Source organism: Klebsiella africana (genome assembly GCF_020526085.1).
In the GTDB taxonomy this organism is placed as follows: domain Bacteria; phylum Pseudomonadota; class Gammaproteobacteria; order Enterobacterales; family Enterobacteriaceae; genus Klebsiella; species Klebsiella africana.
In genome coordinates this window covers 4,070,465-4,096,046 of the sequence record NZ_CP084874.1, presented here as the reverse complement: position 1 = coordinate 4,096,046, position 25,582 = coordinate 4,070,465, and the positions used below count along the sequence as shown (strand labels likewise).

Annotated in this window: 25 protein-coding genes; 15 read left to right on the top strand and 10 right to left on the bottom strand. The window is 59.1% G+C overall.

Going from position 1 to position 25,582, the window contains the following annotated elements:
- Positions 1 to 17: 17 nt before the first annotated feature.
- The 3 genes from olsF to ampH form a co-directional block, all read right to left on the bottom strand.
- Positions 18 to 1,736 (bottom strand): bifunctional ornithine lipid synthase OlsF, encoded by a 1,719-nt coding sequence (gene olsF / locus LGL98_RS19785; RefSeq protein ID WP_136033576.1) that lies wholly within the window; start codon positions 1,734 to 1,736, stop codon positions 18 to 20.
- Between the two features lie 576 nt (positions 1,737 to 2,312).
- A complete protein-coding gene (hemB, locus tag LGL98_RS19780; protein WP_002890201.1) occupies positions 2,313 to 3,287 on the bottom strand; it encodes a porphobilinogen synthase in 975 nt (324 codons plus the stop codon).
- Positions 3,288 to 3,393: 106 nt separating this feature from the next.
- Positions 3,394 to 4,554, bottom strand: a complete 1,161-nt coding sequence (gene ampH / locus LGL98_RS19775; RefSeq protein ID WP_136033574.1) for a D-alanyl-D-alanine-carboxypeptidase/endopeptidase AmpH — start codon at positions 4,552 to 4,554, stop codon at positions 3,394 to 3,396.
- Between the two features lie 219 nt (positions 4,555 to 4,773).
- Between ampH and LGL98_RS19770 the strand changes: the two genes are divergently transcribed.
- From LGL98_RS19770 to LGL98_RS19760, 3 genes are all read left to right on the top strand, one after another.
- Positions 4,774 to 5,286, top strand: coding sequence for an isochorismatase family protein (locus tag LGL98_RS19770; RefSeq protein WP_168435382.1), 513 nt, complete (start codon positions 4,774 to 4,776; stop codon positions 5,284 to 5,286).
- Positions 5,287 to 5,403: 117 nt separating this feature from the next.
- Entirely contained in the window at positions 5,404 to 6,624 is a 1,221-nt protein-coding gene (sbmA, locus tag LGL98_RS19765; RefSeq protein WP_136033571.1) for a peptide antibiotic transporter SbmA, read from the top strand.
- Positions 6,625 to 6,642: 18 nt separating this feature from the next.
- Positions 6,643 to 7,749, top strand: a complete 1,107-nt coding sequence (locus LGL98_RS19760) for a DUF1615 domain-containing protein (RefSeq protein ID WP_136033569.1) — start codon at positions 6,643 to 6,645, stop codon at positions 7,747 to 7,749.
- On the opposite strand, the gene LGL98_RS19755 is transcribed toward LGL98_RS19760, so the two are convergent.
- Positions 7,746 to 8,048, bottom strand: a complete 303-nt coding sequence (locus LGL98_RS19755; protein WP_136033567.1) for a YaiY family protein — start codon at positions 8,046 to 8,048, stop codon at positions 7,746 to 7,748. The two genes, LGL98_RS19760 and LGL98_RS19755, sit on opposite strands and share 4 nt — an antisense overlap.
- Positions 8,049 to 8,300: 252 nt before the next feature.
- On the opposite strand from LGL98_RS19755, the gene LGL98_RS19750 reads away from it, so the two are divergent.
- A complete protein-coding gene (locus tag LGL98_RS19750; RefSeq protein ID WP_012968852.1) occupies positions 8,301 to 8,504 on the top strand; it encodes a DUF2754 family protein in 204 nt (67 codons plus the stop codon).
- Positions 8,505 to 8,536: 32 nt separating this feature from the next.
- On the opposite strand, the gene ddlA is transcribed toward LGL98_RS19750, so the two are convergent.
- Entirely contained in the window at positions 8,537 to 9,634 is a 1,098-nt protein-coding gene (ddlA, locus tag LGL98_RS19745) for a D-alanine--D-alanine ligase (RefSeq protein ID WP_136033566.1), read from the bottom strand.
- Between the two features lie 99 nt (positions 9,635 to 9,733).
- Here ddlA and LGL98_RS19740 point away from each other — a divergent pair, with 99 nt between their 5' ends.
- The 5 genes from LGL98_RS19740 (at position 9,734) to LGL98_RS19720 (ending at position 14,275) form a co-directional block, all read left to right on the top strand.
- A complete protein-coding gene (locus tag LGL98_RS19740; RefSeq protein WP_136033564.1) occupies positions 9,734 to 10,417 on the top strand; it encodes an extensin-like domain-containing protein in 684 nt (227 codons plus the stop codon).
- Between the two features lie 169 nt (positions 10,418 to 10,586).
- Positions 10,587 to 11,786: a multidrug efflux MFS transporter gene (locus tag LGL98_RS19735; protein ID WP_136033562.1), complete on the top strand. Its 1,200-nt coding sequence runs from the start codon at positions 10,587 to 10,589 to the stop codon at positions 11,784 to 11,786.
- A 299-nt stretch (positions 11,787 to 12,085) separates the two neighbouring features.
- Entirely contained in the window at positions 12,086 to 12,346 is a 261-nt protein-coding gene (gene iraP / locus LGL98_RS19730) for an anti-adapter protein IraP (RefSeq protein WP_136033561.1), read from the top strand.
- Between the two features lie 89 nt (positions 12,347 to 12,435).
- Positions 12,436 to 13,866, top strand: coding sequence for an alkaline phosphatase (gene phoA, locus LGL98_RS19725; RefSeq protein WP_168435373.1), 1,431 nt, complete (start codon positions 12,436 to 12,438; stop codon positions 13,864 to 13,866).
- A gap of 91 nt (positions 13,867 to 13,957) precedes the next feature.
- Complete coding sequence (locus LGL98_RS19720) at positions 13,958 to 14,275, top strand: PsiF family protein (RefSeq protein ID WP_136033556.1); 318 nt, start codon at positions 13,958 to 13,960, stop codon at positions 14,273 to 14,275.
- Positions 14,276 to 14,342: 67 nt separating this feature from the next.
- Here LGL98_RS19720 and proC read toward each other — a convergent pair whose 3' ends face one another.
- The gene (gene proC, locus LGL98_RS19715; RefSeq protein ID WP_023341086.1) at positions 14,343 to 15,152 is read right to left on the bottom strand and encodes a pyrroline-5-carboxylate reductase; all 810 of its coding nucleotides are present in this window, start codon (positions 15,150 to 15,152) and stop codon (positions 14,343 to 14,345) included.
- A 116-nt stretch (positions 15,153 to 15,268) separates the two neighbouring features.
- On the opposite strand from proC, the gene LGL98_RS19710 reads away from it, so the two are divergent.
- On the top strand, positions 15,269 to 15,727 hold the full coding sequence (locus tag LGL98_RS19710) for a YaiI/YqxD family protein (protein ID WP_004204870.1): 459 nt from the start codon (positions 15,269 to 15,271) through the stop codon (positions 15,725 to 15,727).
- On the opposite strand, the gene LGL98_RS19705 is transcribed toward LGL98_RS19710, so the two are convergent.
- Positions 15,724 to 16,422: a DUF2076 domain-containing protein gene (locus LGL98_RS19705; RefSeq protein ID WP_136033554.1), complete on the bottom strand. Its 699-nt coding sequence runs from the start codon at positions 16,420 to 16,422 to the stop codon at positions 15,724 to 15,726. The two genes, LGL98_RS19710 and LGL98_RS19705, sit on opposite strands and share 4 nt — an antisense overlap.
- A gap of 328 nt (positions 16,423 to 16,750) precedes the next feature.
- On the opposite strand from LGL98_RS19705, the gene aroL reads away from it, so the two are divergent.
- From aroL to ppnP, 4 genes are all read left to right on the top strand, one after another.
- Entirely contained in the window at positions 16,751 to 17,284 is a 534-nt protein-coding gene (aroL, locus tag LGL98_RS19700) for a shikimate kinase AroL (RefSeq protein ID WP_025710613.1), read from the top strand.
- Between the two features lie 71 nt (positions 17,285 to 17,355).
- On the top strand, positions 17,356 to 17,547 hold the full coding sequence (locus LGL98_RS19695) for a YaiA family protein (protein ID WP_002890278.1): 192 nt from the start codon (positions 17,356 to 17,358) through the stop codon (positions 17,545 to 17,547).
- Positions 17,548 to 17,797: 250 nt separating this feature from the next.
- Positions 17,798 to 18,478, top strand: coding sequence for an AroM family protein (locus LGL98_RS19690; protein ID WP_136033552.1), 681 nt, complete (start codon positions 17,798 to 17,800; stop codon positions 18,476 to 18,478).
- 77 nt (positions 18,479 to 18,555) lie between these two features.
- Positions 18,556 to 18,840, top strand: a complete 285-nt coding sequence (gene ppnP / locus LGL98_RS19685) for a pyrimidine/purine nucleoside phosphorylase (RefSeq protein ID WP_002890284.1) — start codon at positions 18,556 to 18,558, stop codon at positions 18,838 to 18,840.
- 71 nt (positions 18,841 to 18,911) lie between these two features.
- On the opposite strand, the gene rdgC is transcribed toward ppnP, so the two are convergent.
- Positions 18,912 to 19,823 carry a recombination-associated protein RdgC gene (gene rdgC, locus LGL98_RS19680; protein WP_002890285.1) on the bottom strand — a complete coding sequence of 304 codons (912 nt, stop codon included), beginning with the start codon at positions 19,821 to 19,823 and terminating at the stop codon, positions 18,912 to 18,914.
- Positions 19,824 to 19,914: 91 nt separating this feature from the next.
- On the opposite strand from rdgC, the gene mak reads away from it, so the two are divergent.
- Positions 19,915 to 20,829, top strand: coding sequence for a fructokinase (gene mak, locus LGL98_RS19675; protein WP_136033550.1), 915 nt, complete (start codon positions 19,915 to 19,917; stop codon positions 20,827 to 20,829).
- A 361-nt stretch (positions 20,830 to 21,190) separates the two neighbouring features.
- Here the strand turns inward: mak and sbcC are convergent, their stop codons facing one another.
- Both sbcC and sbcD read right to left on the bottom strand, forming a co-directional pair.
- On the bottom strand, positions 21,191 to 24,328 hold the full coding sequence (gene sbcC, locus LGL98_RS19670) for an exonuclease subunit SbcC (protein ID WP_136033548.1): 3,138 nt from the start codon (positions 24,326 to 24,328) through the stop codon (positions 21,191 to 21,193).
- Positions 24,325 to 25,530, bottom strand: a complete 1,206-nt coding sequence (sbcD, locus tag LGL98_RS19665) for an exonuclease subunit SbcD (RefSeq protein WP_136033546.1) — start codon at positions 25,528 to 25,530, stop codon at positions 24,325 to 24,327. The genes sbcC and sbcD overlap by 4 nt, the downstream gene beginning before the upstream one ends.
- Between the last annotated feature and the right edge of the window lie 52 nt (positions 25,531 to 25,582).

Here is a 25,582-nt window from a genome sequence, read left to right as displayed (position 1 = left end):
CAAGCCGGGAAAAGCGTTTATGCCGATTTTTGCGTATCCAAATGCACGCCAATATAGCGCTGGTAGCGATTGGCCTTCAGGTAGGTGAGATCCACCAGCACCAGACCATCCACGCAGTTATTGAAATCCGGATCGCTGCCGAAATCGATAAACTGCACGCCGCCCGGCTCGCACACTTCCGAGTACTGCTTATACAGCGGCGGGATCGCGCAGCCGAGGTTGCCGAGCAGGGACTTCAGCCGGGTCAGGTCGTCGTTGTAATCCTCCCCGCCAAACTGCGCCAGCACGTCGGGCAGCGACGCCGGATATGGGCGACGCGACTCCGCCAGCGGATGCGTCGCCGGGAACCACAGCCGGTAGAATGCCACCAGCAGATCGCGGGCGGCGGGCGGCAACCCGCCAGAAATCGACACCGGACCAAACAGATAGCGATAGTGCGGATAGCGCGCCAGATAAGCGCCGATGCCGGACCACAGGTAGTCCAGCCCGCGACGCCCCCAGTAGCGCGGCTGGATAAAGCTGCGCCCCAGCTCAATGCCGTGCTGCAGGACATCGTCCATCCGCCCGTCGTAATGGAACAGACTGTAACTGTAGATCCCCTCCAGGCCGCGCTTTGCCAGCTGGATGGCCGTCGGCATAAAGCGGTAAGCGCCGACGATCTCGAGGTCTTCTTCATCCCACAGGATCAGATGCAGATAGTCGTCGTCATACCCGTCGATATCCCGCCGTTTGCCGCTGCCTTCCCCGACCGCGCGGAAAGCGATTTCCCGTAGGCGTCCCAGCTCGCGCAGCAGCGGCGCGTCCTCCTGGCCGTTGCGCTGCCAGAGGTAAATCACTTTGCCATCGGCGGTGCGGCCCAGGCATTCGGCCTTGTGCAGTTCGCGTTTGAGCAGCGCCCGGTCTTCCGGACGGGCGATGGCGCTTTCGGTTTTAAACCGCCCCGGCAGCCCTTTGCGCAGCTGTTCAAGGTGTTGATAGCAGCGGCCGGTAAGCTCGCGAGCGCTGGATTGCGCATCGAACCAGTTCGACCAGGGGATCTGCTGGCCGATGCGCACCGGCAAGTTGCTGTTGCGCCGGCGAAACATCTGCTGCATCAGCAGGAGCAGCGGCAGGTTGTCAGATACCAGCGTACTGGCGTAAAACAGGGCGCTGTTGTGGGCGTTAATCCATGCTGGCAGCAGCGGGGCGCGATATTTTGCCGCCAGCTTAATAAAGCCCGAGTGCCATTTTTTATCGCGGATGCCGCGACGGGTGAGGCGTGAGACTTCCCCCGCCGGGAAGAAAATCAGCACCCCGCCGGCCTGCAGCTGCTGGTCCATCTGCTGCAGCGCCGCTTTAGCGGTGCGGCCATGAATATTATCCACCGGGATAAATAGCGAGCTCAGGGGCTCAAGATGGGTGAGCATGCGGTTGGTGACCACTTTGACATCGCGGCGCACGCGGGATACCGCATACAGGAGCGCCAGGCCGTCGAGGGTGCCGGTGGGGTGGTTGGCGATAATGACCAGCGGGCCATATTCGGGGATTTGTTCGAGATCGTGCGCCGGGATGGCGCAGCGGATATTGAGGTATTCCAGCACCTGTTCGACCGTATCAAGCCCCTTCAGGTGGCGGTGACGGTCGGCAAATTGTTGAAACTCTTCCTCATAAAATAGCTTTTTTAACAGTTTCTTTTGCCAGGGGGCGGGCCTCGCCTGAGGCCACAGGTCATCGAGTACGTTGTCGAGACTAAACATAGTGGCTCCTCCTCCGTCCTGCCCAGACAGTAGAAGGTGGAGATGTCGTTCAGATTACAGTTGAGTGAAGTTTCGGTCGCAGCGGGGGAGACGACGGATAGGGAGCCGTTTTTGCGCCGGGTGGCGGCTGCGCCTGACCCGGCCTACATGCGGGATGGGGCTGCGGGCCCGGCAAGTTCGTAGGCCCGCGCAAGCGTCAGCGCCGCCGGGCAATGGCAACGGGTAGGGAGACGTTTTTGTGCCGGGTGGCGGCTGCGCCTGACCCGGCCTACATGCGGGATGGGGCTGCGGGCCCGGCAAGCTCGTAGGCCCGCGCAAGCGTCAGCGCCGCCGGGCAATGGCAACGGGTAGGGAGACGTTTTTGTGCCGGGTGGCGGCTGCGCCTGACCCGGCCTACATGCGGGATGGGGCTGCGGGCCCGGCAAGCTCGTAGGCCCGCGCAAGCGTCAGCGCCGCCGGGCAATGGCAACGGGTAGGGAGACGTTTTTGTGCCGGGTGGCGGCTGCGCCTGACCCGGCCTACATGCGGGATGGGGCTGCGGGCCCCGGTAAGCGCAGCGCAACCGGGGGGGCGGGTTTAACGGAGAATTTTTTTCTCGGCCAGATCGAGGGCGAAATAGCTGAAGATCAGGTCGGCGCCCGCGCGTTTGATAGCGCCGAGGCTTTCCAGAACCACTTTCTCTTCATCGATAGCGCCCGCCTGGGCAGCAAATTTAATCATCGCGTACTCCCCGCTGACCTGATAGGCGCCGAGCGGCAGATCGCTGCGTTCGCGGATATCACGCAGAATATCCAGGTAGGCGCCAGCCGGTTTCACCATCAGGCAGTCGGCGCCCTGGGCTTCATCGAGCAGCGACTCGCGAATGGCCTCCCGGCGGTTCATCGGGCTCATCTGATAGGTTTTCCGATCGCCCTTCAGCGCGGTACCGGCCGCTTCGCGGAACGGGCCGTAGAAGGAGGAGGCGAACTTGGTCGAGTAGGACATGATCGCCGTATTGGTGAAGCCGGCGGCATCCAGCGAGCGGCGAATAGCCTGTACCTGACCGTCCATCGCGGCGGAAGGGGCGATGAAATCTGCGCCCGCGGCGGCAGCGACAACGGCCTGCTTGCCGAGGTTTTCCAGAGTCGCGTCGTTATCCACCCCATGGTCGCACAGCACGCCGCAGTGGCCGTGGGAGGTGTATTCGCAGAAGCAGGTATCGGACATGACGATCATCTCCGGCACCGTGGACTTACAGATCCGCGACATACGCGCCACCAGACCATTTTCATTCCAGGTATCGCTGCCGGTGGCATCGGTGTGATGAGAAATACCAAAGGTCATCACCGAGCGGATCCCGGCGTTGGCGATGCGTTCGATCTCGCGCGCCAGATATTTTTCCGGAATGCGCATCACGCCGGGCATGGCCTCGATCGCTTTGTAATCATCAATTTCTTCTTCAACAAAGATCGGCAACACCAGGTCGTTCAAACTCAGTGTTGTCTCTTCAAACAGGGCGCGCAGCGCAGCGGATTGACGCAGGCGGCGGGGGCGAGTGATTAAATCTGTCATGGTTTGCCTGATTTTGTGAAATGAAAGACGGTAGTGTAACTGAAATGGCAGCGGGATGTTTCGCCAAAACGATCGTTATGTCGCATCGGCGAAACCTCCCTCGGGCTTACTGACTGGCCGTCTGCATGTTGGGCTGCGCGCCGCTCAGCTCGCTGACCAGATCGTTGATGCCGTCGCTCATATTGTTGAAGCGGGTTAACGGCGAGCGGGTCACCACCACAAAAGCGCCGACGTTAGCCTGCGGATTCATCGCCATATAGGTGATAAACCCGCCGCCGCCGCCGGTTTTCTGAATAATTCCCGGATGGCCGTTCTTCGGCTTCATATACACCCAGCCGAGGCCCAGCGCGTCGGCGCGGCCCGGTACGTCCATACCAATCACTCGGGTCAGCTGGTTACGCTGATAAATCAGCGTCTGCATCCGGTCGGCCTGCTGGCTGCGGGTATAGAAATCGGATGACAGGAACTGCTGCATCCAGCGCATCATATCCCCCGGCGTCGAGTAGACTCCGCCGCTGCCGATCGCCGCCAGGGTGTTATTGCACGGGCTGGCGCCTTTTTCCGGGATCATCAGCCGCTGGCACTGATCCGGTGACGGGGTAAAGGTGGTGTCCTTCATCCCCAGCGGCCGGGTGATCTGCTCTTCAAACAGCTGCGGATAAGGTTTGCCGGCGGCGGTGGAGAGCGCGTCCGCCAGTAAATCGAAGGCCAGATTAGAGTAGGCCGCCTGCGAGCCGGGCGCGGTCTTCAGGGTCGCGGTAGAGAGCCAGTTCCAGCGCTGCTGACGGGTCGGCCAGACAAACACCGGACGATGAGCGGCGCCGCCAGGCTGTTCGCGCGGCAGGGCGCTGGTATGGGTCGCGAGATTCACCAGAGTGATTGGTTTTCCCTGCCAGTCAGGTACCCGGGCGCCCGGCGGAGCGTATTTGCTCAGCGGATCATTGAGTTTCACCACCCCCTGGTCGAGCAGCTTCACTAGCATCTCGCTGGTCATCAGTTTGCTGAGGGAGGCGATACGGATCACCGAGTCGAGCTGCGGGTGCTGATTATTCCCCGGACGGGTTTCGCCAAAGCTGCGAAAAACGCGCTGATTGCCATCGATAACCACCAGCGCCATGCCGGTGGCGCCGCTGCCGTAGTAGATATGATTGGCGTAACGATCGACCACATCCGAGGCGAAAACCGGGTCAACGGTAGGCTGTGCGGCCTGCACCGAGGTCCACGACGCCGCGCACAGCGCAGCAAAAAGGAGCAAACTACGTTTCAACGGAGATCATCCATTAAATAAATAAAAGAGAAGAGGGTATTTATACTACGAAGTGGCGCAGAACAAAGTGGGATTCACGACATTCCTGCAGGAAAAAGGTAACGGTGCGTAAAAAAGACTTTTTTACGCTTTCAGATATCGGCTTTTTCCGCTGCCGCGTATGATGACCGTTTGGCTGAACGTTCGTGGGAGAGAACAATGACGGCTCAACGGGTAGTGATGGTCGTGGATATGCAAAACGGCGTGTTCGCCACGCCGCGTCTGGCGCGCGGGCGCTGCGTCGCGCAAATTAATCGTCTGGTGCGCGCGGCGGACAAGGTCATTTTCATTCAGCATGATGAAGCCGGTGGCCTCGAAGCCGGCAGCGAAGGCTTTGCTCTGCTTCCCGAGCTGGAACAGCCAGCTGGCGCGCTGTATGTCACCAAAACTGCCTGCGACGCTTTCTACCACACCTCGCTGGCGCAGGTGCTGGGCGAACACGACATCCAGCAGTTCGTCATCTGCGGCTGCGCCACCGACTACTGCCTCGACACCACCATTAAAAACGGCGCCAGCCGCGGGTACGGTATTGTTGTCGCGGAAGATGCCCACACCACCGCCGACCGCCCCGCCGCGCCGGCCGCGACGCTTATCGCCCACTACAATGAGGTGTGGCGTACGCTGACGGTTCCTGGCAATCCTTTACAGGTGAAACCCACAGAAACAATTCTGCACGCCTGGCAGCAGAACTAAGCTGTTGATATCCGGTCTTATCATTCGTCTGCCCCGCGAGAGCGCATCCACGCGGCGGCCGACGTATGCGTCGTACACAGCAATAGTAGAACGATAAGAAGTTAGCAGGAGACAATGATGTTTAAATCTTTTTTCCCCAAACCGGGGCCGTTTTTTATTTCTGCCTTAATCTGGTCGCTACTGGCCGTGATCTTTTGGCAGGCGGGCGGCGGCGACTGGCTGCTGCGGGTCAGCGGGGCATCGCAAAATGTGGCCATCAGCGCAGCGCGCTTTTGGTCGCTTAATTATCTGGTGTTCTACGCTTACTATCTGTTCTGCGTCGGCGTGTTTGCGATTTTCTGGTTTGTCTACTGCCCCCATCGCTGGCAGTACTGGTCGATTCTTGGTACGTCGCTCATCATCTTCGTTACCTGGTTTCTGGTGGAGGTGGGCGTGGCGATCAACGCCTGGTATGCGCCATTTTACGACCTGATCCAGAGCGCGCTGGCCACCCCGCATAAGGTCAGCATCAACCAGTTTTATCAGGAAATCGGCGTTTTTCTTGGCATCGCGATCATCGCGGTGATCATTGGCGTGATGAACAACTTCTTCGTCAGCCACTATGTTTTCCGCTGGCGCACAGCGATGAACGAACACTATATGGCCCACTGGCAGCATCTGCGCCATATCGAAGGCGCCGCGCAGCGTGTGCAGGAAGATACCATGCGCTTTGCTTCCACCCTCGAAGATATGGGGGTGAGCTTTATCAACGCGGTGATGACCCTGATCGCCTTCCTGCCGGTGCTGGTGACGCTCTCCGAACACGTTCCCGACCTGCCCATCGTCGGTCATTTGCCGTATGGCCTGGTGATTGCCGCTATCGTCTGGTCGCTGATGGGCACCGGCCTGCTGGCGGTGGTGGGGATTAAGCTGCCGGGCCTGGAGTTTAAAAACCAGCGTGTGGAAGCGGCGTATCGTAAAGAACTGGTCTACGGTGAGGACGATGAAACCCGCGCTACGCCGCCGACGGTGCGCGAGCTATTCCGCGCGGTGCGTCGCAACTATTTCCGTCTCTATTTCCACTATATGTATTTCAATATCGCCCGCATTCTCTATCTGCAGGTGGATAACGTTTTCGGCCTTTTCCTGCTGTTTCCGTCGATCGTTGCCGGTACGATTACCCTCGGGCTGATGACGCAAATTACCAACGTCTTCGGCCAGGTGCGCGGCTCGTTCCAGTACCTGATCAGCTCGTGGACGACGCTGGTGGAACTGATGTCCATCTACAAACGTCTGCGCAGTTTTGAACGCGAGCTGGACGGCAAACCGCTGCAGGAAGCGATCCCGACATTACGTTAATCAAGACAAGGAAGCATGATGGCCGCACGTTTATCGCGCATTATTCCCGTTTCATTGACGCTGCTGGCGGCCATGGTGCTGAGCGCCTGTACCAGCCAGCAGGCCCCGACGCTGAAAAAGGGCGAGAAGCCCGTTGACGTGGCGTCGGTGGTGCGGCAGAAAATGCCGGCCAGCGTCAAGGATCGGGAGGCCTGGGCGCAGGCCATCGCCACCGCGTTTGACAGCCAGAAGCTGGCGCCGACGGAAGAGAATGTCTGCTCGGTGCTGGCGGTCGCGCAGCAGGAATCTAACTATCAATCCGATCCGGTTGTGCCGGGGCTGAATAAAATCGCCTGGCAGGAAATTGACCGCCGGGCGGAAAAAATGCACATTCCGCCGTTTCTGGTTCATACCGCGCTTAAAATCACCTCGCCAAACGGTAAAAGCTATAGCGACCGTCTGGACAATGTGAAGACGGAAAAGCAGTTGAGCGCCATTTTTGATGACTTTATCGGGATGGTGCCGATGGGGCAGAAGCTGTTCGGTTCGCTTAATCCGGTGCACACCGGGGGGCCGATGCAGGTCAGCATTGCTTTTGCCGAGCAGCATACCTCTGGCTACCCGTGGAAAATGAACGGCACGGTGCGCCAGGAGGTGTTCAGTCTGCGCGGTGGCCTGTGGTTTGGCACCTATCATCTGCTGAACTACCCGGCCAGTTACAGTGCGCCGCTGTACCGCTTTGCCGACTTCAACGCCGGCTGGTATGCCAGCCGTAACGCGGCCTTCCAGAATGCGGTGGTGAAAGCCAGCGGAGTGAAACTGGCGCTTGATGGCGATCTTATCCGCTATGACAGCGATGAGCCGGGTAATACCGAGCTGGCGGTGCGCCGTCTGGCGGGCCAGTTGGGGATGAGCGACAGCGAGATCCACCGCCAGCTGAAAAAGGGCGACAGCCTGGCGTTTGAGAAGACCGATCTCTATCAGCAGGTTTTCCGTCTCGCCGATAAAAAGGCGGGCAAAACCCTGCCGCGGGAGATGTTGCCGGGGATCCAGCTGGAGAGTCCGAAAATCACCCGTAATCTGACGACGGCGTGGTTTGCGAAACGGGTTGATGAGCGGCGGGCAAACTGTATGGCGCGGCGTTAACGGCGCTGACGCCAGCGCACAATGAGCGCCAGCAGCCCGATGAACGCGCAGCCGATCAAAAAAGGGATCAGGCCAAAGAGGGTGCCCACGGCGAGGCTGATGTCAACTTGTGGACGGCTGGCGTCCTGCGCCTGCATCAGGCGTTCAAATACCCCCGGGGCGTGGATCAGCATGCTGAGCATCTGCGCGCCGGCCCAGCAGCAGATCAGGACGAACAGCCCGTAGGCGACATGGCTACCGGTCAGCGCCCCCCTTTTTTTATTTCCCAAAAGCGATTTTGAAAAACTGAATTCAGCCATAGGCCCTCCCACATCTGCGCTGCTGGTTTTTTCTCCAGCTCTATGTCAGGTATTCTGGCAGTCAGGGGCCATCATCAGTATCAGATTGCTGGTAATTGCCGTCCAGGAATAATCCTGTTTTCGCCGTTGTGTTAACCGTGCCACAGGAGCACAAAAGGGAGACTGACGTCGCAATCCAACAACATTCTCCCTTGCGCTACAGACCGCTGCGAGCGGCTATGCGAAGATGCGTTTTTTGCTGTTGGAGGCCGCATGAAGCTCACAGATAAAATTCGCCGCGACTGGCACTACTACGCGGTGGCGCTGGGGTTAATTTTTATTCTCAATGGGGTGGTGGGGCTGCTGGGGTTTGAGACGCAGGGCTGGCAATCCTACGCCGTCGGTCTGGTGACGTGGGTGATAAGCTTCTGGGCTGCGGGTCTGGTGATCCGTCGTCGCCCGGCAGAAGAGGCCTGAGGCCGCCGCTGCCAGGCGGGGTAAAACGCGTTTTAGTTCATGGATGTTTTCAGCGCCCGGTCCGCGGCATGGCGCTCCAGCGCCAGCTCAATCAGGCGGGTGATCAGGCTGGTGTAGTCGAGACCGCTGGCCTGCCACAGCTTCGGATACATGCTGATGTTGGTAAAGCCCGGCAGGGTGTTGATCTCGTTGATCACCACCTCGTTGTCGGCGGTGAGGAAGACGTCGACGCGGGCCATGCCGCTGCAGCCCAGGGTCTGGTAGGCCTGCACCGCGATAGCGCGGATTTTGTCGTTAATCTCAGGGGCGATAGCGGCCGGAACCACCACCTGCGCGCCCTGGTCGTCGATATACTTGGTGTCGTAAGCGTAAAACTCGCTGTTGAGGACAATTTCACCGCAGGTGCTGGCCTGCGGGTGGTCGTTACCCAGCACCGCACACTCAATTTCCCGCCCTTTAATGCCTTGCTCCACCACCACTTTATGGTCAAATTCAAAGGCCAGGGCCACCGCCTGATGGTACTGCTCTTCGTTTTTAACTTTGCTGACGCCAACCGACGAGCCCTGATTAGCCGGCTTAACGAACAGCGGCAGGCCCAGCTTCGCTTCGACATCGGCAAAGCTGAACTGCGCGCGGTTGGCGCGGGTCAGGGTGATAAACGGGGCGACGGTGAGCCCGGCGTCGCGCAGCAGACGTTTGGTCACGTCTTTGTCCATACAGGCCGCAGAGCCCAGCACATCGGAGCCGACGAACGGCAGATTGGCCATGCGCAGCATCCCCTGCAGGGAACCATCTTCGCCCAGCGTGCCGTGGACGATGGGGAAAATCACATCGATGGCCGCCAGCGGCTGGCCACTTTCGGCGTTAATCAGCTGCTGTGCTTCGCGGCCCGGGATCTGCGCCAGAGTCACCGTGGAAGGGCGCAGGGCAATACGGGCAGGATCCTGAGCATTGAGCAGGTAGTTGCCGGCGTCGTTGATGTGCCATAGCCCCTGTTTATCAATCCCCAACAGAACCACATCGAAGCGTGATTTATCAATCGCTTCCACGATATTCTTCGCTGACTGCAGCGACACTTCATGCTCTGCCGACTTACCGCCAAAAACGATCCCAACCCTCATCTTTGCCATTTCAACTTCCATCCAGATTACATCAAAGGGCATAACATACCATGTGAAACCGCCGCCTGGCTGCCATAATATTTACCTGATCAATTGACGGGAGTGGGCGTGAGAGGAAAGACGCTGCTGGTGCTGGCCGGGCTGCTCGGCGCGGGCCTGTTTGGATATCGCTTTCTGCCGCCACACCTGAATCCGCTGGCGCCGCTGGCGCTGGACGATCCCCCGGGCTGGCTGACGTCGTTCAAGCTGCGCAGCCTTACGGCCGACCAGTGCGCCTCTCTGCTGGCGGAGGCCAACCGCCGGCGGCTCATCGCCAGCCAGCCGGTGGCAGACAGCGAGGGAAGCTGCCCTCTGCGTAACGTGGTGCGGGTGGCTAATTTTGGCCCGGTGAAGCTGAGCAGCAGTTTCCTCGCCAGCTGCCCGCTGGCACTGAGCAGTGCGCTGTATGTCGAGCAGCAGGCGAAGCCGCTGACCCGCCAGCTGATGGCGAGCGATCTGCGCCAGATCGACCATCTTGGCAGCTTTGCCTGTCGCAATATCTACCATCGGGCACAGGCGCGGCGCAGTGAACATGCCACGGCGGACGCGCTGGACGTCAGCGGTTTCCGTCTGGCGGACGGCAGACGCGTCAGCGTCCTGGAGGGCTGGCGGAGCGAGACTTCGCGCCCCTGGCTGGCGGCGCTGTTGAGCAGCAGTTGCCATTACTTCGGCAACGCGCTGGGGCCAGAGTACAACGCGGCTCACGCCAACCATTTTCACTTCGGCATGCGCGGGCAGGGCTTCTGCTTTTGAGCATAAAGCGCTGTGAGCAGCCTAAATGACCATAAAATGCTTCGTCAGCCTCTCATGCGCAGTCATAAAACACCAAACTCGCCGTCAGTGCATCTATGGTAGTACACCAGTGCAATGAAATTGCTAAGCTAGGTAATAATTGGCAAATCATTAATGAATACGCGTAGTTATGGAATCCTGGAAGGTTAATCTTATCTCTGTCTGGTTTGGTTGCTTTTTTACCGGCCTGGCAATCAGTCAAATTCTCCCTTTTTTACCCCTCTACGTCTCCCAACTGGGCGTGACTTCGCATGAAGCGCTGTCGATGTGGTCGGGGCTGACCTTCAGCGTCACCTTCCTGGTCTCGGCGATCGTCTCGCCGATGTGGGGAAGTCTGGCAGATCGCAAAGGCCGCAAGCTGATGCTGCTGCGCGCCTCGCTGGGGATGGCGGTCGCCATTTTACTGCAGGCTTTCGCCACCAACGTCTGGCAGCTGTTTATCCTGCGGGCAATCATGGGGTTAACCTCTGGTTATATTCCAAACGCCATGGCGCTGGTGGCCTCCCAGGTGCCGCGCGAGCGCAGCGGCTGGGCGCTAAGCACGCTGTCGACGGCGCAGATTAGCGGGGTCATCGGCGGCCCGCTGCTGGGCGGCTTCCTGGCGGACCACGTCGGGCTGCGGATGGTCTTTTTTATTACGGCGATCCTGCTGACCATCAGTTTTCTGGTGACCCTGTTCCTGATTAAAGAGGGCATTCGTCCGCAGGTCAGCAAAAGCGAGCGCCTCACCGGGAAACAAGTCTTTGCCTCCTTGCCCTATCCGGGACTGGTGATCAGCCTCTTCTTCACTACCCTGGTTATCCAGTTGTGCAACGGCTCAATTGGCCCGATCCTGGCGCTGTTTATTAAGTCAATGGCGCCGGACAGCAATAATATCGCTTTTCTGGCCGGGATGATCGCCGCGGTGCCCGGCGTGTCGGCGCTGATCTCTGCCCCGCGGCTGGGTAAGTTAGGCGACCGTATTGGCACCTCGCGGATCCTGCTCGCGACGCTCTGCTGCGCGGTGGTGATGTTCTTCGCCATGTCCTTTGTCACCACCCCGCTGCAATTGGGGACGCTGCGTTTTCTTCTCGGCTTTGCCGATGGCGCGATGCTTCCGGCGGTGCAGACCTTATTGCTGAAATACAGCAGCGACAGCGTCACCGGACGCATCTTTGGCTATAACCAATCGTTTATGTATCTGGGCAACGTCGCCGGGCCGCTAATTGGCGCCTCTGTCTCAGCCATGGCTGGCTTCCGCTGGGTATTTATTGCCACCGCCATTATCGTTTTCATTAACCTCTGGCAACTGGCATGGATGCTGCGCCGCACCCGTCGGGCTAACGCCTGAACCTCTGCTGACGGTATTTATCACAATACCGTCAGCGTTATTCGCCGTCAGCGGATTTACCATTACTTTTTGTTATCGTCATTGCGTGAACGCTATTCCATTTTATTATTTACCAGGCAATCTGGTTATAACTAACCCGGTTGTCATTAAACAATACTATTTATAGTGGTATTTTATAGTGGTAAAACGTTTCGCTGTATATTGGGTGTTGCGATGATTCTTAATTTAAGTAATTCTGAGGTCCGTCATTGGGTATGACATCTCAATCAAAAACAGGCCTCGCATAAGGAACTGGAGCTATGAAGAATCTCATTGCTGAGTTACTGGTTAAACTGGCGCAAAAGGAAGAAGAAGCAAAGGAACTGACGGTGCAGGTTGAAGCGCTGGAGATCGTGGTCACCGCATTATTGCGCCATATGGAGCATGATGCCCAGCTGGCATTGATTCAGGATATTGAACAGGCGATAGATCAGGTGACGCCCTGTCCGCCGGTCAACGACCATGATGCGATGCTGCTGCAGCAATATCTAAAAAAGCTGTTGCGGCATCCTCGTAGTTAGTCTTTGTGACACGACAAGGATGCCGTCATTTTTCTGTCATCTCCCTTTTATAAAGTCTCCTTCGTTTTGTTTTTTTAAGTATTTTTTACATGGAGATGACAAAAGTGAAATTAAGCGCTCTGTTTATTGCCCTGGTTCCTCTGCTGGGCTCGCCGGTTATTCATGCCGAAACCACGGCTGCGCCGGTGCTGGAAAATCGTGCTGCTCAGGGGGATATCACCACCCCTGGCGGCGCGCGTCGTTTAACAGGCGATCAAACCGAAGCGCTGCGCGCCTCGTTAATCAATAAACCGGCCAAAAACATTATTTTACTGATTGGCGATGGGATGGGCGATTCGGAAATTACCGCTGCGCGAAATTATGCCGAGGGGGCGGGCGGTTTCTTTAAAGGGATTGACGCTCTGCCGTTAACCGGGCAGTACACGCACTATTCGCTGGATAAAAAAACCGGGAAACCGGACTACGTAACCGACTCGGCGGCGTCCGCCACCGCCTGGACCACCGGCGTGAAGACTTATAACGGCGCGCTGGGCGTCGATATTCATGAGAACGCGCATCAGACCATTCTCGAGCTGGCGAAAGCGGCGGGACTGGCCACCGGCAACGTTTCCACCGCCGAACTGCAGGACGCGACCCCCGCGGCGCTGGTAGCGCATGTAACATCGCGTAAATGCTACGGCCCCACGGTCACCAGCGAAAAATGCCCCAGCAATGCGCTGGAGAAAGGGGGCAAAGGTTCCATTACCGAACAACTGCTGAACGCCCGACCGGATGTGACTTTAGGCGGCGGCGCGAAGACCTTTGCCGAAACGGCGACGGCGGGCGAGTGGCAGGGCAAAACCCTGCGCGAGCAGGCGCAAGCGCGCGGCTACCAGATTGTGACCGACGCGGCTTCCCTTGCCGCCGCGACGGAAGCCAGTCAGGATAAACCGCTGCTGGGACTCTTCGCCGACGGCAATATGCCGGTCCGCTGGGAAGGGCCGAAGGCATCTTATCACGGCAATATCGATAAACCGCCGGTGACCTGTACGCCAAACCCAAAACGTGACGCCTCGGTGCCGACCCTGGCGCAGATGACGGAGAAAGCGATTGACCTGCTGAGCCGTAACGAGAAAGGCTTCTTTCTGCAGGTGGAAGGCGCCTCCATCGATAAGCAGGATCATGCGGCCAATCCGTGCGGCCAGATCGGCGAAACCGTAGATCTCGACGAAGCGGTGCAGAAGGCGCTGGAGTTTGCGAGAAAAGATGGCAACACCCTGGTGATTGTCACCGCCGACCATGCGCACGCCAGCCAGATCATCCCGGCGGATAGCAAAGCCCCGGGGCTGACCCAGGCTCTGAACACGCACGATGGCGCGGTGATGGTGATGAGCTACGGCAACTCTGAGGAAGAGTCGATGGAGCATACCGGCACCCAGCTGCGCATTGCGGCCTACGGCCCACACGCGGCTAACGTCGTCGGCCTGACCGACCAGACCGACCTGTTCTCGACCATGAAAGCTGCCCTGAGTCTGAAATAAGTCGTTGCCGGTGGCGAAATCGCGTCACCGGCTGGTTTTTTTTCTATCTGCGTCCAGACTTACAACGATCCACTCACAGAAGGATGGTGCGATGAAAATAACTTTACTGATGACCCTACTGTTTGGCTTGATCTTTATCAGCGCGGTTGGCGCGGCAGAAAAAACGCCCACTCCACAGCAGCAAAGGATGACGGACTGCAATCAGCAAGCGTCAGCCAAAATGCTGAAAGGAGAGGAGCGCAAAACCTTTATGAGCCAGTGTCTGAAAAAAGAGACCACGACCTCGCAGGGAAAGGCGCTCACTCCTCAGCAGCAGAAAATGAGCGACTGCAGCAAAGCGGCCACGGCGAAATCACTGAAGGGTGATGAACGTAATACCTTCATGAGTACCTGCCTGAAGAAAGCCTGAAAAAAGGGAGCGCTTGCGCTCCCTTGTTCTTTGACCTCTCAGGGCATTGCTGCCCGCCCGTTCAGCTTCAGGAGCGGCTCAGTTTCTCTGATTTTTCCATACACTGGGTGATGGCTTCGATCACCGCCGAGCGGAACCCTTTCTCTTCCAGCACGCGCACGGCTTCGATGGTGGTCCCGCCAGGCGAGCAGACCATATCTTTCAGCGCCCCCGGATGTTCGCCGCTCTCCAGCACCATTTTAGCTGAGCCCATCACCGCCTGGGCGGCGAATTTATAGGCCTGAGCGCGCGGCATGCCGCCGAGGACGGCGGCATCGGCCATCGCTTCGATAAACATAAAGACATAGGCCGGCGCCGAACCGCTTACCCCCACTACCGGATGGATCATCGGCTCGGCAATTTGCTCCGCCTGGCCAAAGCAACGGAAAATAGTCAGCACTTCGGCCACATCTTCGCTGCTCACCAGCGCGTTAGGCGTGACAGAGGTCATGCCGGCGTTAACCAGCGACGGCGTATTCGGCATTGCGCGAATGATTTTGCGATCGTGGCCAAGGGCGCGCGCCAGCTGCTCCAGCGTAACGCCGGCGGCGATAGAGACCACCAGAGACTCTTTATTCAGGCTGGAGGCGATATCGCCCAGCACTTTGGTCATGATCCCCGGTTTAACCGCGCCGAAGACGATATCGGCAATCTGCGCCACTTCCTGGGCGCTGCCGGCGGCGTTGATGCCATACTGGTCGCGCAGAGCTGCAACCTTGTCCGGCGACGGGGTGTAGACCCAGATTTGTCCCGGCTGTACCTGACCGCTGGCGATCAGCCCACCCAGAATGGCCTTACCCATATTGCCGCAGCCGATAAAGCCAATTTTCTTATCCATCACCATTCCCCTCTGCTTTTTTCGTTACGATCTGATTAGCTTACCATCCTGGCGCTTTCCTGGGGGAGAAAAGCAGGTAACATTGACGTCACTTATTGCAGGTAACAGGAGCTGGCATGGCCATTTGGGTGGATGCGGACGCGTGTCCGAACGTGATTAAAGAAATTTTGTTCCGCGCGGCAGAGCGGACCCAGACTCCACTGACGCTGGTGGCGAACCAGCCGCTGCGTGTACCGCCGTCGCGCTTCATCCGTACCCTGCGGGTTGAGCAGGGTTTTGACGTGGCGGATAACGAAATCGTGCGTCAGTGCGCGGCAGGAGATTTAGTGATCACCGCCGATATCCCGCTGGCGGCGGAGGTGCTGGCGAAGGGCGGGGCGGCGCTAAATCCGCGCGGAGAACGATACAGCGAGGCGACGATCCGCGAACGGCTGACGATGCGGGATTTTATGGAGACATTACGGGCCAGCGGCGTTCAAACCGGCGGCCCGGATAGTTTATCGCAGCGCGATCGGCAACAGTTTGCCGCCGAGCTGGAGAAGTGGTTGCTGGCGGTTAAGCGTCAGCAGGGTTAAACCCAGCTATCGTCATCGCTGCCAATATCATCGTCGCCAAAGCCGGCGTCGAAGTCGTCGTTCCAGGTATTGTCGGCAAGGAACTGATCGTCTCCCTGGCGGAACGGATCGTCACCCGCGGTGGCGTCCTGCACGGTGTCCGCCTCCGGCTGCGGTTTCTCTTCGATGATGTTAACAATCTCTTGCGGGTGCGAGCCGCTGAACATATTGGTCAGCATATTGCCCAGCACCACGCCGCCTGCCACGCCAGCGGCCGTTTGCAGCGCACCCGCCATAAAGCCGCCGCCGCGTGCGGCAGCCTGCGGGGCATAGTTCTGCTGCTGTTGTTGCGGGGCATACTGCGGCTGGGCGCTGGCCTGCGGGCGACCGTATTGCTCTGCGCCTGGGATGGGGTCAGAACCGCGTGACGAGCCGCCACCGCCAAACAGACCGGAGAGGAAGCCGCCGCTGCTGGGTTTCGCCGCCTGCAGCTGGTTGACCTGGCTCTCCAGCGCCTGGATGCGATCGTTGAGCTGTTTAATCGCGGCTTCCTGGATAAGGATGGTTTGCGCCATATAGTAGGGGGCCGCCGGCTGCGCGCTCACGTGTTGGGCAATCCGCTCCTCGGCGCTGGCATCGCGCGATGCGCTGTGTGCCTCAGCCTCTTTCAGCCGGGAAAACAGTCCATCAATAAGGCGTTGTTCTTCAGATTGCATGTTACATTCCTCTGTCACACTGTCGAATAGGCATCAGGGTGCGTCTGAAACATGATGTTGTAAATATGTTGCTTCGTAAAGCTATGCATAAATGTGTTACCGTTTACGCCAGTAGTGGATAAAAAATAACGCCCAGCGGAAAGTAAAGCTGGTTAAACACTAATTGCAATGATAAGTTTACATCAAGAACCCCTTGTCTCAATGTGGTAATGGGGTGTAAAGAAGTTGTGTAACGTTTTCTTTACGTATGCGTTGCGGAACAGACAGCGATAATACGTTCTTTCGTTTTCATTATTTTGCGACAGACGGAACCAGGGGGTCTTCGGTCATGACACAGCCAATCTTTCTCATCGGGCCACGCGGCTGCGGTAAAACCACCGTCGGCCATGCGCTGGCGCGAGCACGGCATTTTCAGTTCTCCGATACCGATCATCGGCTGCAGGCCCATGAACAACGCACGGTTGCGGAGATTGTGCAGGCGGAGGGGTGGACGCGTTTTCGCGAACTGGAGACCCTGTCGCTGAAGGCCGTGACCCTGCCGGATACGGTGATCGCCACCGGCGGGGGCATCATCCTCGCGGAATGTAACCGCCAGTTTATGCGGGAGAACGGCGTGGTTATCTATCTGCAGGCCTCGGTGTCGGCGCTGATTGACCGTCTGGAGGCCTACCCGAAAGCCGAACAGCGTCCGACGCTCACCGGTAAGCCGGTGCGTGAGGAAGTGGGTGAGGTACTGGCGCAGCGCGAAGCGTTATACCGTGATGCTGCCCACCATATTGTCGATGCCACGGCTTCCCCTGATCGGGTGGTGGAACAGATTATGACCATGTTGTGCGGCGCGACGGCAACCCCGGTAAGTTAAGAATTTCCTTACATTAAGGCGGTGAGGGGAACCTATACTTATTAGTTCTGACGCCAGAAGAAGGAAGAACTATGCCAAACAGGCCCCCTTATCCGAGAGAAGCCCGCGTTGTCGCGGTAGAGAAAGGCCCACAGGGTCAGACGGTAACCTGGTATCAACTCCGCGCGGATTACCCTGAGCCCGATTCGCTAATCAGCGAACATCCTACCGAGCAGGAAGCCGTGGATGCCAAGCGGCGCTATGAAGATCCTGACAAATCGTAACCCCCTGAGCCCGAATTGCCCGCCATGCTGGCAATATCGGGCGTATCTCACATTTTTTATTTATCAGTCGTACTAATGAATATCTAACACACGGATTTTTCTGGCACGTCGCTGTCGCCCGGCAATCTTTACATTCAACCGCGGCGTACAGCTGCTACGCTTCTCGACGGTTGATTTTTACTCACCAGGGGGGCGAATGCTGTGTGTGGTAAGCCTGTGTTGAAGCAGTGGTAGTGAAAAGGTACATGATATGAGTAGTGCAACGATGGCAATTTTGACCATCGGCGTTGTGCCGCTGGCGGGAGTATTGCCGCTCCTGACCGAACATATCAGGGAAGAACAGATCGCCCACATCAGCCTGCTGGGTGAGATGACGCCTGACGAGGTGATGGCCGAGTACGCCATCGGTGACGGCGAGAAAGGCCTGCTGACCTTGCTCAGTGATAACCAGTTGGTGATGGTGTCGCGACAGAAAATTGAACGGGATGTCCGCAGCGTGATCGCGATGCTGGATCGACAGCATTATGACGTGATCCTGCTGCTCAGTTCCGAACAGCTGGCCAGCTTTACTACCCACCATGCGATCCTCCTCGAGCCGCAGCGGATCATCCCGCCGCTGGTGGCATCGATCGTCGATGGGCACCAGGTGGGGGTGATTGTGCCGGTGGAAGAGATTATGCCCATGCAGCGACAAAAGTGGCATACACTGGAGAAGTCGCCGTACTACGCGCTGGCCAATCCGTTTACCGGCAGCGACAGTGAGTTATTAACCGCCGGCAAAGCGCTGCTGGAGCAGGGCGCCGATGTGCTGGTCCTCGACTGTCTCGGTTACTATCAGCATCACCGCGATGTGTTACAAAAAGCCCTTGATGTCCCGGTTTTGCTGTCGAATGTGCTGGTTTCCCGACTGGCGGCAGAACTATTAGTCTAATGTGTTAATTTCACGTGACAGGGGCAAGGAGCGCCCCCTATATTGAGCCTTTAAACGACGATCAGAAGGGCTTGTTTATGCTTCAAAGCAATGAATACTTTGACGGAAAAGTGAAATCCATTGGCTTCACCAGCAGCAGTACCGGTCGCGCCAGCGTTGGCGTGATGGCGGAAGGGGAATATACCTTTGGTACGGCGCAGCCGGAAGAGATGACGGTGGTCAGCGGGGCGCTGAATGTCCTGCTGCCGGGTGAGACTGAGTGGAAAGTTTACGCTGCCGGCGAAGTTTTCAATGTGCCAGGCAACAGCGAATTTCATCTGCAGGTGGCTGAGCCAACCTCTTATCTGTGCCGCTATCTGTAAGCCAGTGTGACGCCCGGCGTCTGCCGCCGGGTTGTTTTTTCCTTCCTGCCCGGCAGGAAGGAAAGCGGCGCTTAGCGCTGCGCTTCGCCGCCGAGCCCTTCCACCAGGCTTTGAATCAGGGCAGCCAGCTCGCCGGTCATTAAGATAAAGTCAGCGTCAAAGCGCTGGGCGAAATCCTCCCGATCAATATCTTCGTTTTGATCGCGCAGTTCATCGCAGAACTTGAGGCGCTTAATCGACGCGTCATCGCAGATCACAAACTGAATACGCTGCTGCCAGTCCAGCGCCAGCTTGGTAACGACCTTTCCGGCCTCAATGTGCACGGCGATTTCGTCGCTGACCAGATCCTGCTTCTTGGCGCGGATCACGCCGCCATCTTCCAGCATCGCTTTCAGCTCGGCTTCATCCAGCAGCTGGAAGCCCTGCGCTACGGTGCCGGAGCGGACCCATTCGGTCAGCGTCAGCTCAATCGGATTCTCCAGGGTCAGCGGCACTACCGGCAGCGAGCCGAGGGTTTTACGCAGCAGGGCCAGGGTATCTTCCGCTTTCTTCGCGCTAGCGCAGTCGACCATGATCAGGCCGTTGACGGTGTCGATCCACATCATTGTCTGGCTGAAGCGGCTGAAGGCGCGCGGCAGTAGCGAGTGCAGCACTTCATCTTTCAGGGAATCTTTCTCGGTCTTCTTCAGCTTGCGGCCCTGATCGGCTTCCAGCTTTTGGATCTTGGCTTCCAGCGCCTGCTTAATCACCGGCGACGGCAGGATCTTCTCTTCTTTACGTGCGCAGATAATGATCTGGCCGTTTGCCGTATGCGTCAGCGCGTCGCTGTGCGATCCCATCGGCGACACCCAACCGGTTTTCGCCATATCCTGGCTGCCACAAGGGGTAAATGTCAGCTCGGCCAGCTGTTTTTCCATCTCCTCGGCGCGCAATTCGATATCGCGGCTGAGACGGTAAACCATTAAATTTTTGAACCACAGCATGATAATTTCCACGGCTTTGTCGTTAAATCAGGCGGGCATGATAGCGAATTGTCGCTATGCTTGCATTGTTAATCGGGCTGAGGAGCTGAGCGTGCGTATTGGTATTGATTTAGGTGGAACAAAAACCGAAGTGATAGCCCTGAGCGACCAGGGAGAGCAGCTGTTTCGCCACCGGTTACCCACGCCGCGGGAAGACTACCGGCAAACTATTGAGACTATTGCTACCCTGGTGGCGATGGCCGAACAGGCGACCGGACAGCAGGGTACCGTGGGGATGGGCATTCCTGGCGCAATTTCGCCTTATACCGGCGTGGTGAAAAACGCCAACTCGACCTGGCTCAACGGCCAGCCCTTTGATAAGGATCTCAGCCTGCGTCTCGATCGTGAAGTCCGGCTGGCTAACGATGCCAACTGTCTGGCGGTGTCGGAAGCGGTGGACGGCGCGGCGGCGGGGGCGCAAACGGTGTTCGCGGTGATTATCGGCACCGGCTGCGGCGCCGGGGTGGCGCTCAACGGGCGGGCGCATATCGGCGGCAACGGTAACGCCGGCGAGTGGGGGCATAACCCGCTGCCGTGGATGGACGACGATGAGCTGCGCTACCGTGCGGAGGTCCCTTGCTACTGCGGCAAACAGGGGTGCATTGAAACCTTTATCTCCGGCACCGGTTTCGCCACCGACTATCAGCGACTGAGCGGCAAAGGGTTAACCGGCAGCGAGATTATGCGCCTGGTGGGAGAAGGTGACGAAAAGGCTGAACTGGCGCTGAGCCGCTATGAACAGCGGCTGGCGAAATCGCTGGCCCACGTGGTGAATATCCTCGACCCGGACGTTATCGTGCTGGGTGGCGGGATGAGCAACGTCGAGCGGCTGTATCAGACGGTGCCGGACCTGGTGAAGCAGTGGGTCTTCGGCGGCGAGTGTGAAACGCCGATCCGCAAAGCGATGCACGGCGACTCCAGCGGGGTACGCGGCGCGGCATGGCTGTGGCCGCTCCAGGGGACCTGAACCGCTCCCCCTCACCCCGGCCCTCTCCCTGAGGGAGAGGGAGAAAAGCGGCGCGGTGCCGGTGGTTGATGCAGTGGCCGGGAACCCCTCACCCCGGCCTTCTCCCTCAGGAAGAGGGAGAAAAGCGGCGCGGTGTGGGTGGTTGATGCAGTGGCCGGGAACCCCTCACCCCGGCCCTCTCCCTGAGGGAGAGGGAGAAAAGCGGCGCGGTGTGGGTGGTTGAGGCAGTGGCCGGGAACCCCTTGTCTCTTGCTGGGAGAGGGGAATCGCAATAGCGTGCGAAACGGCAGACCGGCGCCGGACAGTTCCCTCTCCCTCCGGGAGAGGGTTAGGGTGAGGGGACATCGCAATAACTCGGACCTCACTCCACCGCAAACGCTCTGTCCAGCCGGCTATAGCCCAGGCCATTTATCTTCTTCACTTTGATCTGCACCGGAATGCGGTCTTTCATCGCCTCCACGTGACTGATCACCCCGATAATCTTCCCGCTGGCGTTGAGGGCATCCAGGGCGTCCAGCGCCGTGTCCAGCGTTTCGCTGTCGAGGGTGCCGAAGCCTTCATCAAGAAACAGGGAATCAATCCGCGTCTTATGGCTCACCAGGTCTGACAGCGCCAGAGCCAGTGCCAGGCTGACGAGGAAACTTTCGCCGCCGGAGAGGGTGCGGGTGTCGCGCACGGCGTCGGCCTGCCAGGTATCGACAACCTCCAGCTCCAGCGCCTCGCTGGCCTTGCGCTGTAGCAGATAGCGGCCGTGCAGGCGGTTGAGCTGCTGGTTTGCCAGCCAGACCAGATTATCCAGCGTGAGACCCTGGGCGAATTTGCGGAACCGGTCGCCGGTGCTGGAGCCGATCAGCGAATTGAGATAGCCCCAGTCGTCCGCCAGCTGCGCCGCCTCTGCAATCTGCTGCCCCAGCGCCTGCTGCTGTTGACGGCTCTCTGCGTCCTGCCTGAGCTGCTGGCGGATCTCACCCTGGCGGGTAGTGTTATCCCGCAGCCGCTGGGCCAGGGCGTGCAGCTGGGTTTGCAGGGTGGGGACGTCAGCGTCCACCCCTTGCGAACGCAGCGCCAGGTGCGCCTCTTGTTGCCGGGTCGCCTGCTCGCAGAGCGCTGCCGCCTGCTGGAGCTGCTGCTCCAGCGTCTGTTTTAGTTGCGCCAGCCGCTGGGCGGTCTCGTCATCCAGCAGCGCAGCGAGGAACGCCTCCCGATCGCTAAAGCGGCTGGCGGCCAGGGCAGTCGCGAATTGCGTCTGTGACTGGCTCACGCGCGCCGTTTCTTCGGCCTCCAGCTGCTGCTGCGCGACAAGCTGGCTGCGCAGCGACAGGCATTCCTCGTGAATTTCGCGCCAGTTGTCCGGGATAACCCGCTCGGCTTCAGCCTCTGTCTCGTCGCTGGCCGGCAGCGTCTCCAGCAGCGGCCGCAGAGCAGCGATTTGCTGCTGAATGGCATCATGTTGGGTCTGTTGCGCCTGCCACTGGGCAAATTCGCTTTCGCGAGCGTGCAGCCAGGCGGCTTCTTCGCCTTCTTCCGGCAGGCTGAGCGACAGCGTCTGCAGGGCATTCTCCAGTCCCTGGCGCGTAGCCGCCAACTGCTGCTCGGCCTGGCGCTCCAGCGCTTGCTGATCGTTGAGCTGACTCTGCAGCATCAGGTGCTGGCTGAGATGATAGAGCTGCTGCTCGTAGCGCTCCTGCTCCTGCATCCAGTCGTTTATCTCTTGCGTAATATCCCGCGCGATCTGCAGCGAGGCGCAGTTCTCCTGCCACGCTTTAGTAAGCGCTTGCTCTTCCTCTGCGAGCCGTTGGGCGGCTTCGGTATCACGCTGGAGCTGCTGCGTCAGGGCGTTGACCTGTCCGAGGATCAGCAGGCCTTCTTCTTTTAGCGCGGCGACCTCTTTTTCCAGCGCATCGCGGCGGCGCTGGTTATCCGTGAGGGTCAGCGAGGCGTATTGTTCAATCGCCGGGTGTTCACAGGCGCCGCACAGCGGACAGGGCTTACCCGCCTCGAGCCGGGCGCGGTAACCTTCCAGATCTTTAATCGTTTCTTCCCGCTGGCAGAGCGCTTTCAGGTCAAGATAGTGCTGGTTTTTGTCTTTATACTGCTCCCGACGTTGCGTCAGGGTGGCGTTGAGTTTTGCCTGCTCCGTCTGTGCCTGCTGGACGCTCTCGGCGTTCTGGCGCAGACGCTTGTGCAGCAGCTGATGCTGTTCATGCAGGGAGATCAGGCGCTGGCGCAGCGGCCGCGACTGGGTTTGCTGTTCTATCGCCGCCGCAACGTCATCCGCGCTCAGTGACAGAGAGCTGGCAGGCAGTGCGGCCAGCTTCTGGCGCAGCGCGGCCAGGCGGGTGCGCTGAGCCGTGAGCTGTTGTTTATCCCGCGTCAGTTGCGAGAATTGCGCCCGCCAGCCAGCAATCTCCTGACCCCATAAGCGGAAACGCTCATGGGCGGCCAGCCACTGCGCCAGATCGGCCAGTTCAGCCTGACGCTGCTGCTGGGCATTCAGGGCGCCCTGGCGGATGCGCGCGCGTAGCGCGGTGCTGGCAAGTAAGCGAGTATTTACTTCACTGATCCGCTGCCGGGTTTGCGCCAGGCCTGCCGCTTGCTCCTGCTGACGCTCCCACAGGGGGCGCAGCTGGGCGGCAGGCTGGGCCAGCTCAAGCTTCGCCAGCGCCGGGGCGGCGTCCGCCAGCGCCTGGCGGGCCTGTTGCTGCCGGGTGACCGCCTGCTGCTGCTGCTGCGCCAGCTCGTCGCGGCGGGTCAGCCACTGGAGCTGCTGCTGCTGGCTCTGCTGCTGTACCAGCAGGGCTTTTTCTTCGTCAGTAAGTACCTGCAAACTTTCCTGCAGCGCCTGCTGCTGGGCCTCCGTCAACAGGACGATGCCCGCCGCCTGGGCTTCGAACTTCTCCAGCGCATGGCGAGCGGCTTTGTGCTGTTCGTAGACCATGGCTGAAATCTGGCCGTAGATTTCCGTGCCGGTCAGCTCCTCCAGCAGCTCCGCGCGATCGCTCGGCTTCGCGTTCAGGAAGGCGGCAAATTGCCCCTGGGAAAGCAGCATTGAGCGGGTGAAGCGGCCATAGTCGAGGCCGGTTAGCGTCGCGGTTTGTTCCAGCTTGTCCGAGACCTTATCGGCGAGGATTTTGCCGTCGGCGCAGCGCGCCAGTTCGACCCGCGGCGCCTGCAGATTGCCATCCGGCTGGTTGCGCGCCCGGTTCTGGCTCCAGAAAGCGCGGTAGGCGATGCCTTTGACTTCAAACTCGACCTCTGCCAGACACTCGGCGGTATCACGTGTCATCAGGTCGTTTTGTGACTGGGAGACTTTGTTCAGGCGCGGCGTCTCATGATAGAGCGCCAGGCAAATGGCATCGAGCAGCGTGGTTTTCCCGGCCCCGGTGGCGCCGGTAATGGCGAACAGGCCATTGCTGGCGAACGGCTCGGCGGTAAAGTCTATCTTCCATTCCCCTTTCAGGGAGTTGAGGTTTTTCAGACGCAGACTGAGGATTTTCATACGTTTTCGTCCTTCGCGGTGAGTGTATGCACCGTATGGGCGAACAGCTCATGCAGCCGGGCGCGCTTCATATCGTCAATTTCGGTCAGCGCCAGCCGGCGTTCAAATACCTCCTCCACCTTCAGTTCACTGAGCGTCTCCCGCTGGGCATTGAGCAGTATTTTCTCGCGCTGCTCGCGGCTGCGGCGCACCAGCAGCACTTCCACCGGCAGATCCTCCGTCAGCGCCTGAATATGCCGCTGAATATCGTGCAGGTAGTCCTCGGTGGTGATTTCGATATCCAGCCACACCGGCGGGACCTGCTCGACGCCGCGCCACTGCTCCAGCTGGGCGGTGATGGCGGCCAGATCGCCTTTGATTACCGCCAGAGGCTGGGTCACGGGCACCTCCAGGGTTTCCACGGCGCTGAGGCGCCCGTCGTTAAAGCTCACCAGGTGCACCGATTTCGCTTTACCGGTTTCATCGAAGCTCAGCGGCAGCGGCGAGCCGCTGTAGCGGATATGCTCGCAGCCGCCGACCCTCTGCGCCCGGTGAATATGGCCCAGCGCAATGTAGTCGGCAGGGGGGAAGTGTTGCGCCGGAAAGGCATCCAGTGTGCCGATGTAAATGTCGCGGACGGCATCGCTTTTGCTGGCGCCGACGGTGGTCAGATGGCCGCTGGCAATGATGGGCAGCAGCCGATCGCCGCGCAGCGCGCAGGCCTGCTGATACTGCTCCTGATAATAGTCGCTGATGGCGTGCAGCAGTAGCTGCTGTTTTTCCCGACCAGAGTGACCGGCCTGGCTGGTCACCAGCTCGCGCGGGCGTAAAAACGGCACCGGACAGAAGATGGCGCCCGGCGTGCCGTCGCGCAACGGCAGCTCAATCGGCGCGTAGCCGGCGTTCGCCACCACGGTGGTGTGTAAAAAGGCGAGGATATCGCGGGATTCATTGAGCATCGCCACCGAGTCGTGGTTGCCCGCCAGCACCACCAGGCGACAGCCGGTCTGCTGCAGCTGGACGACGAAACGGTTATACAGTTCGCGGGCGTAGCTCGGCGGCGAGCCGGTATCAAAAATATCGCCAGCCACGATAATGGCGTCGACTTCATGCTCCTGTGCGCGGTCCAGTAGCCAGGTAAGAAAAGCGTCGTGTTCGGCCGCGCGACTTTTGCTGTAAAAATTCTGGCCCAGGTGCCAGTCGGAGGTGTGAAGGAGGCGCATAAATCTTCCCTAGCGAAAAAAGCATGGGCGGCAGTATACCATTTGTTGGTGA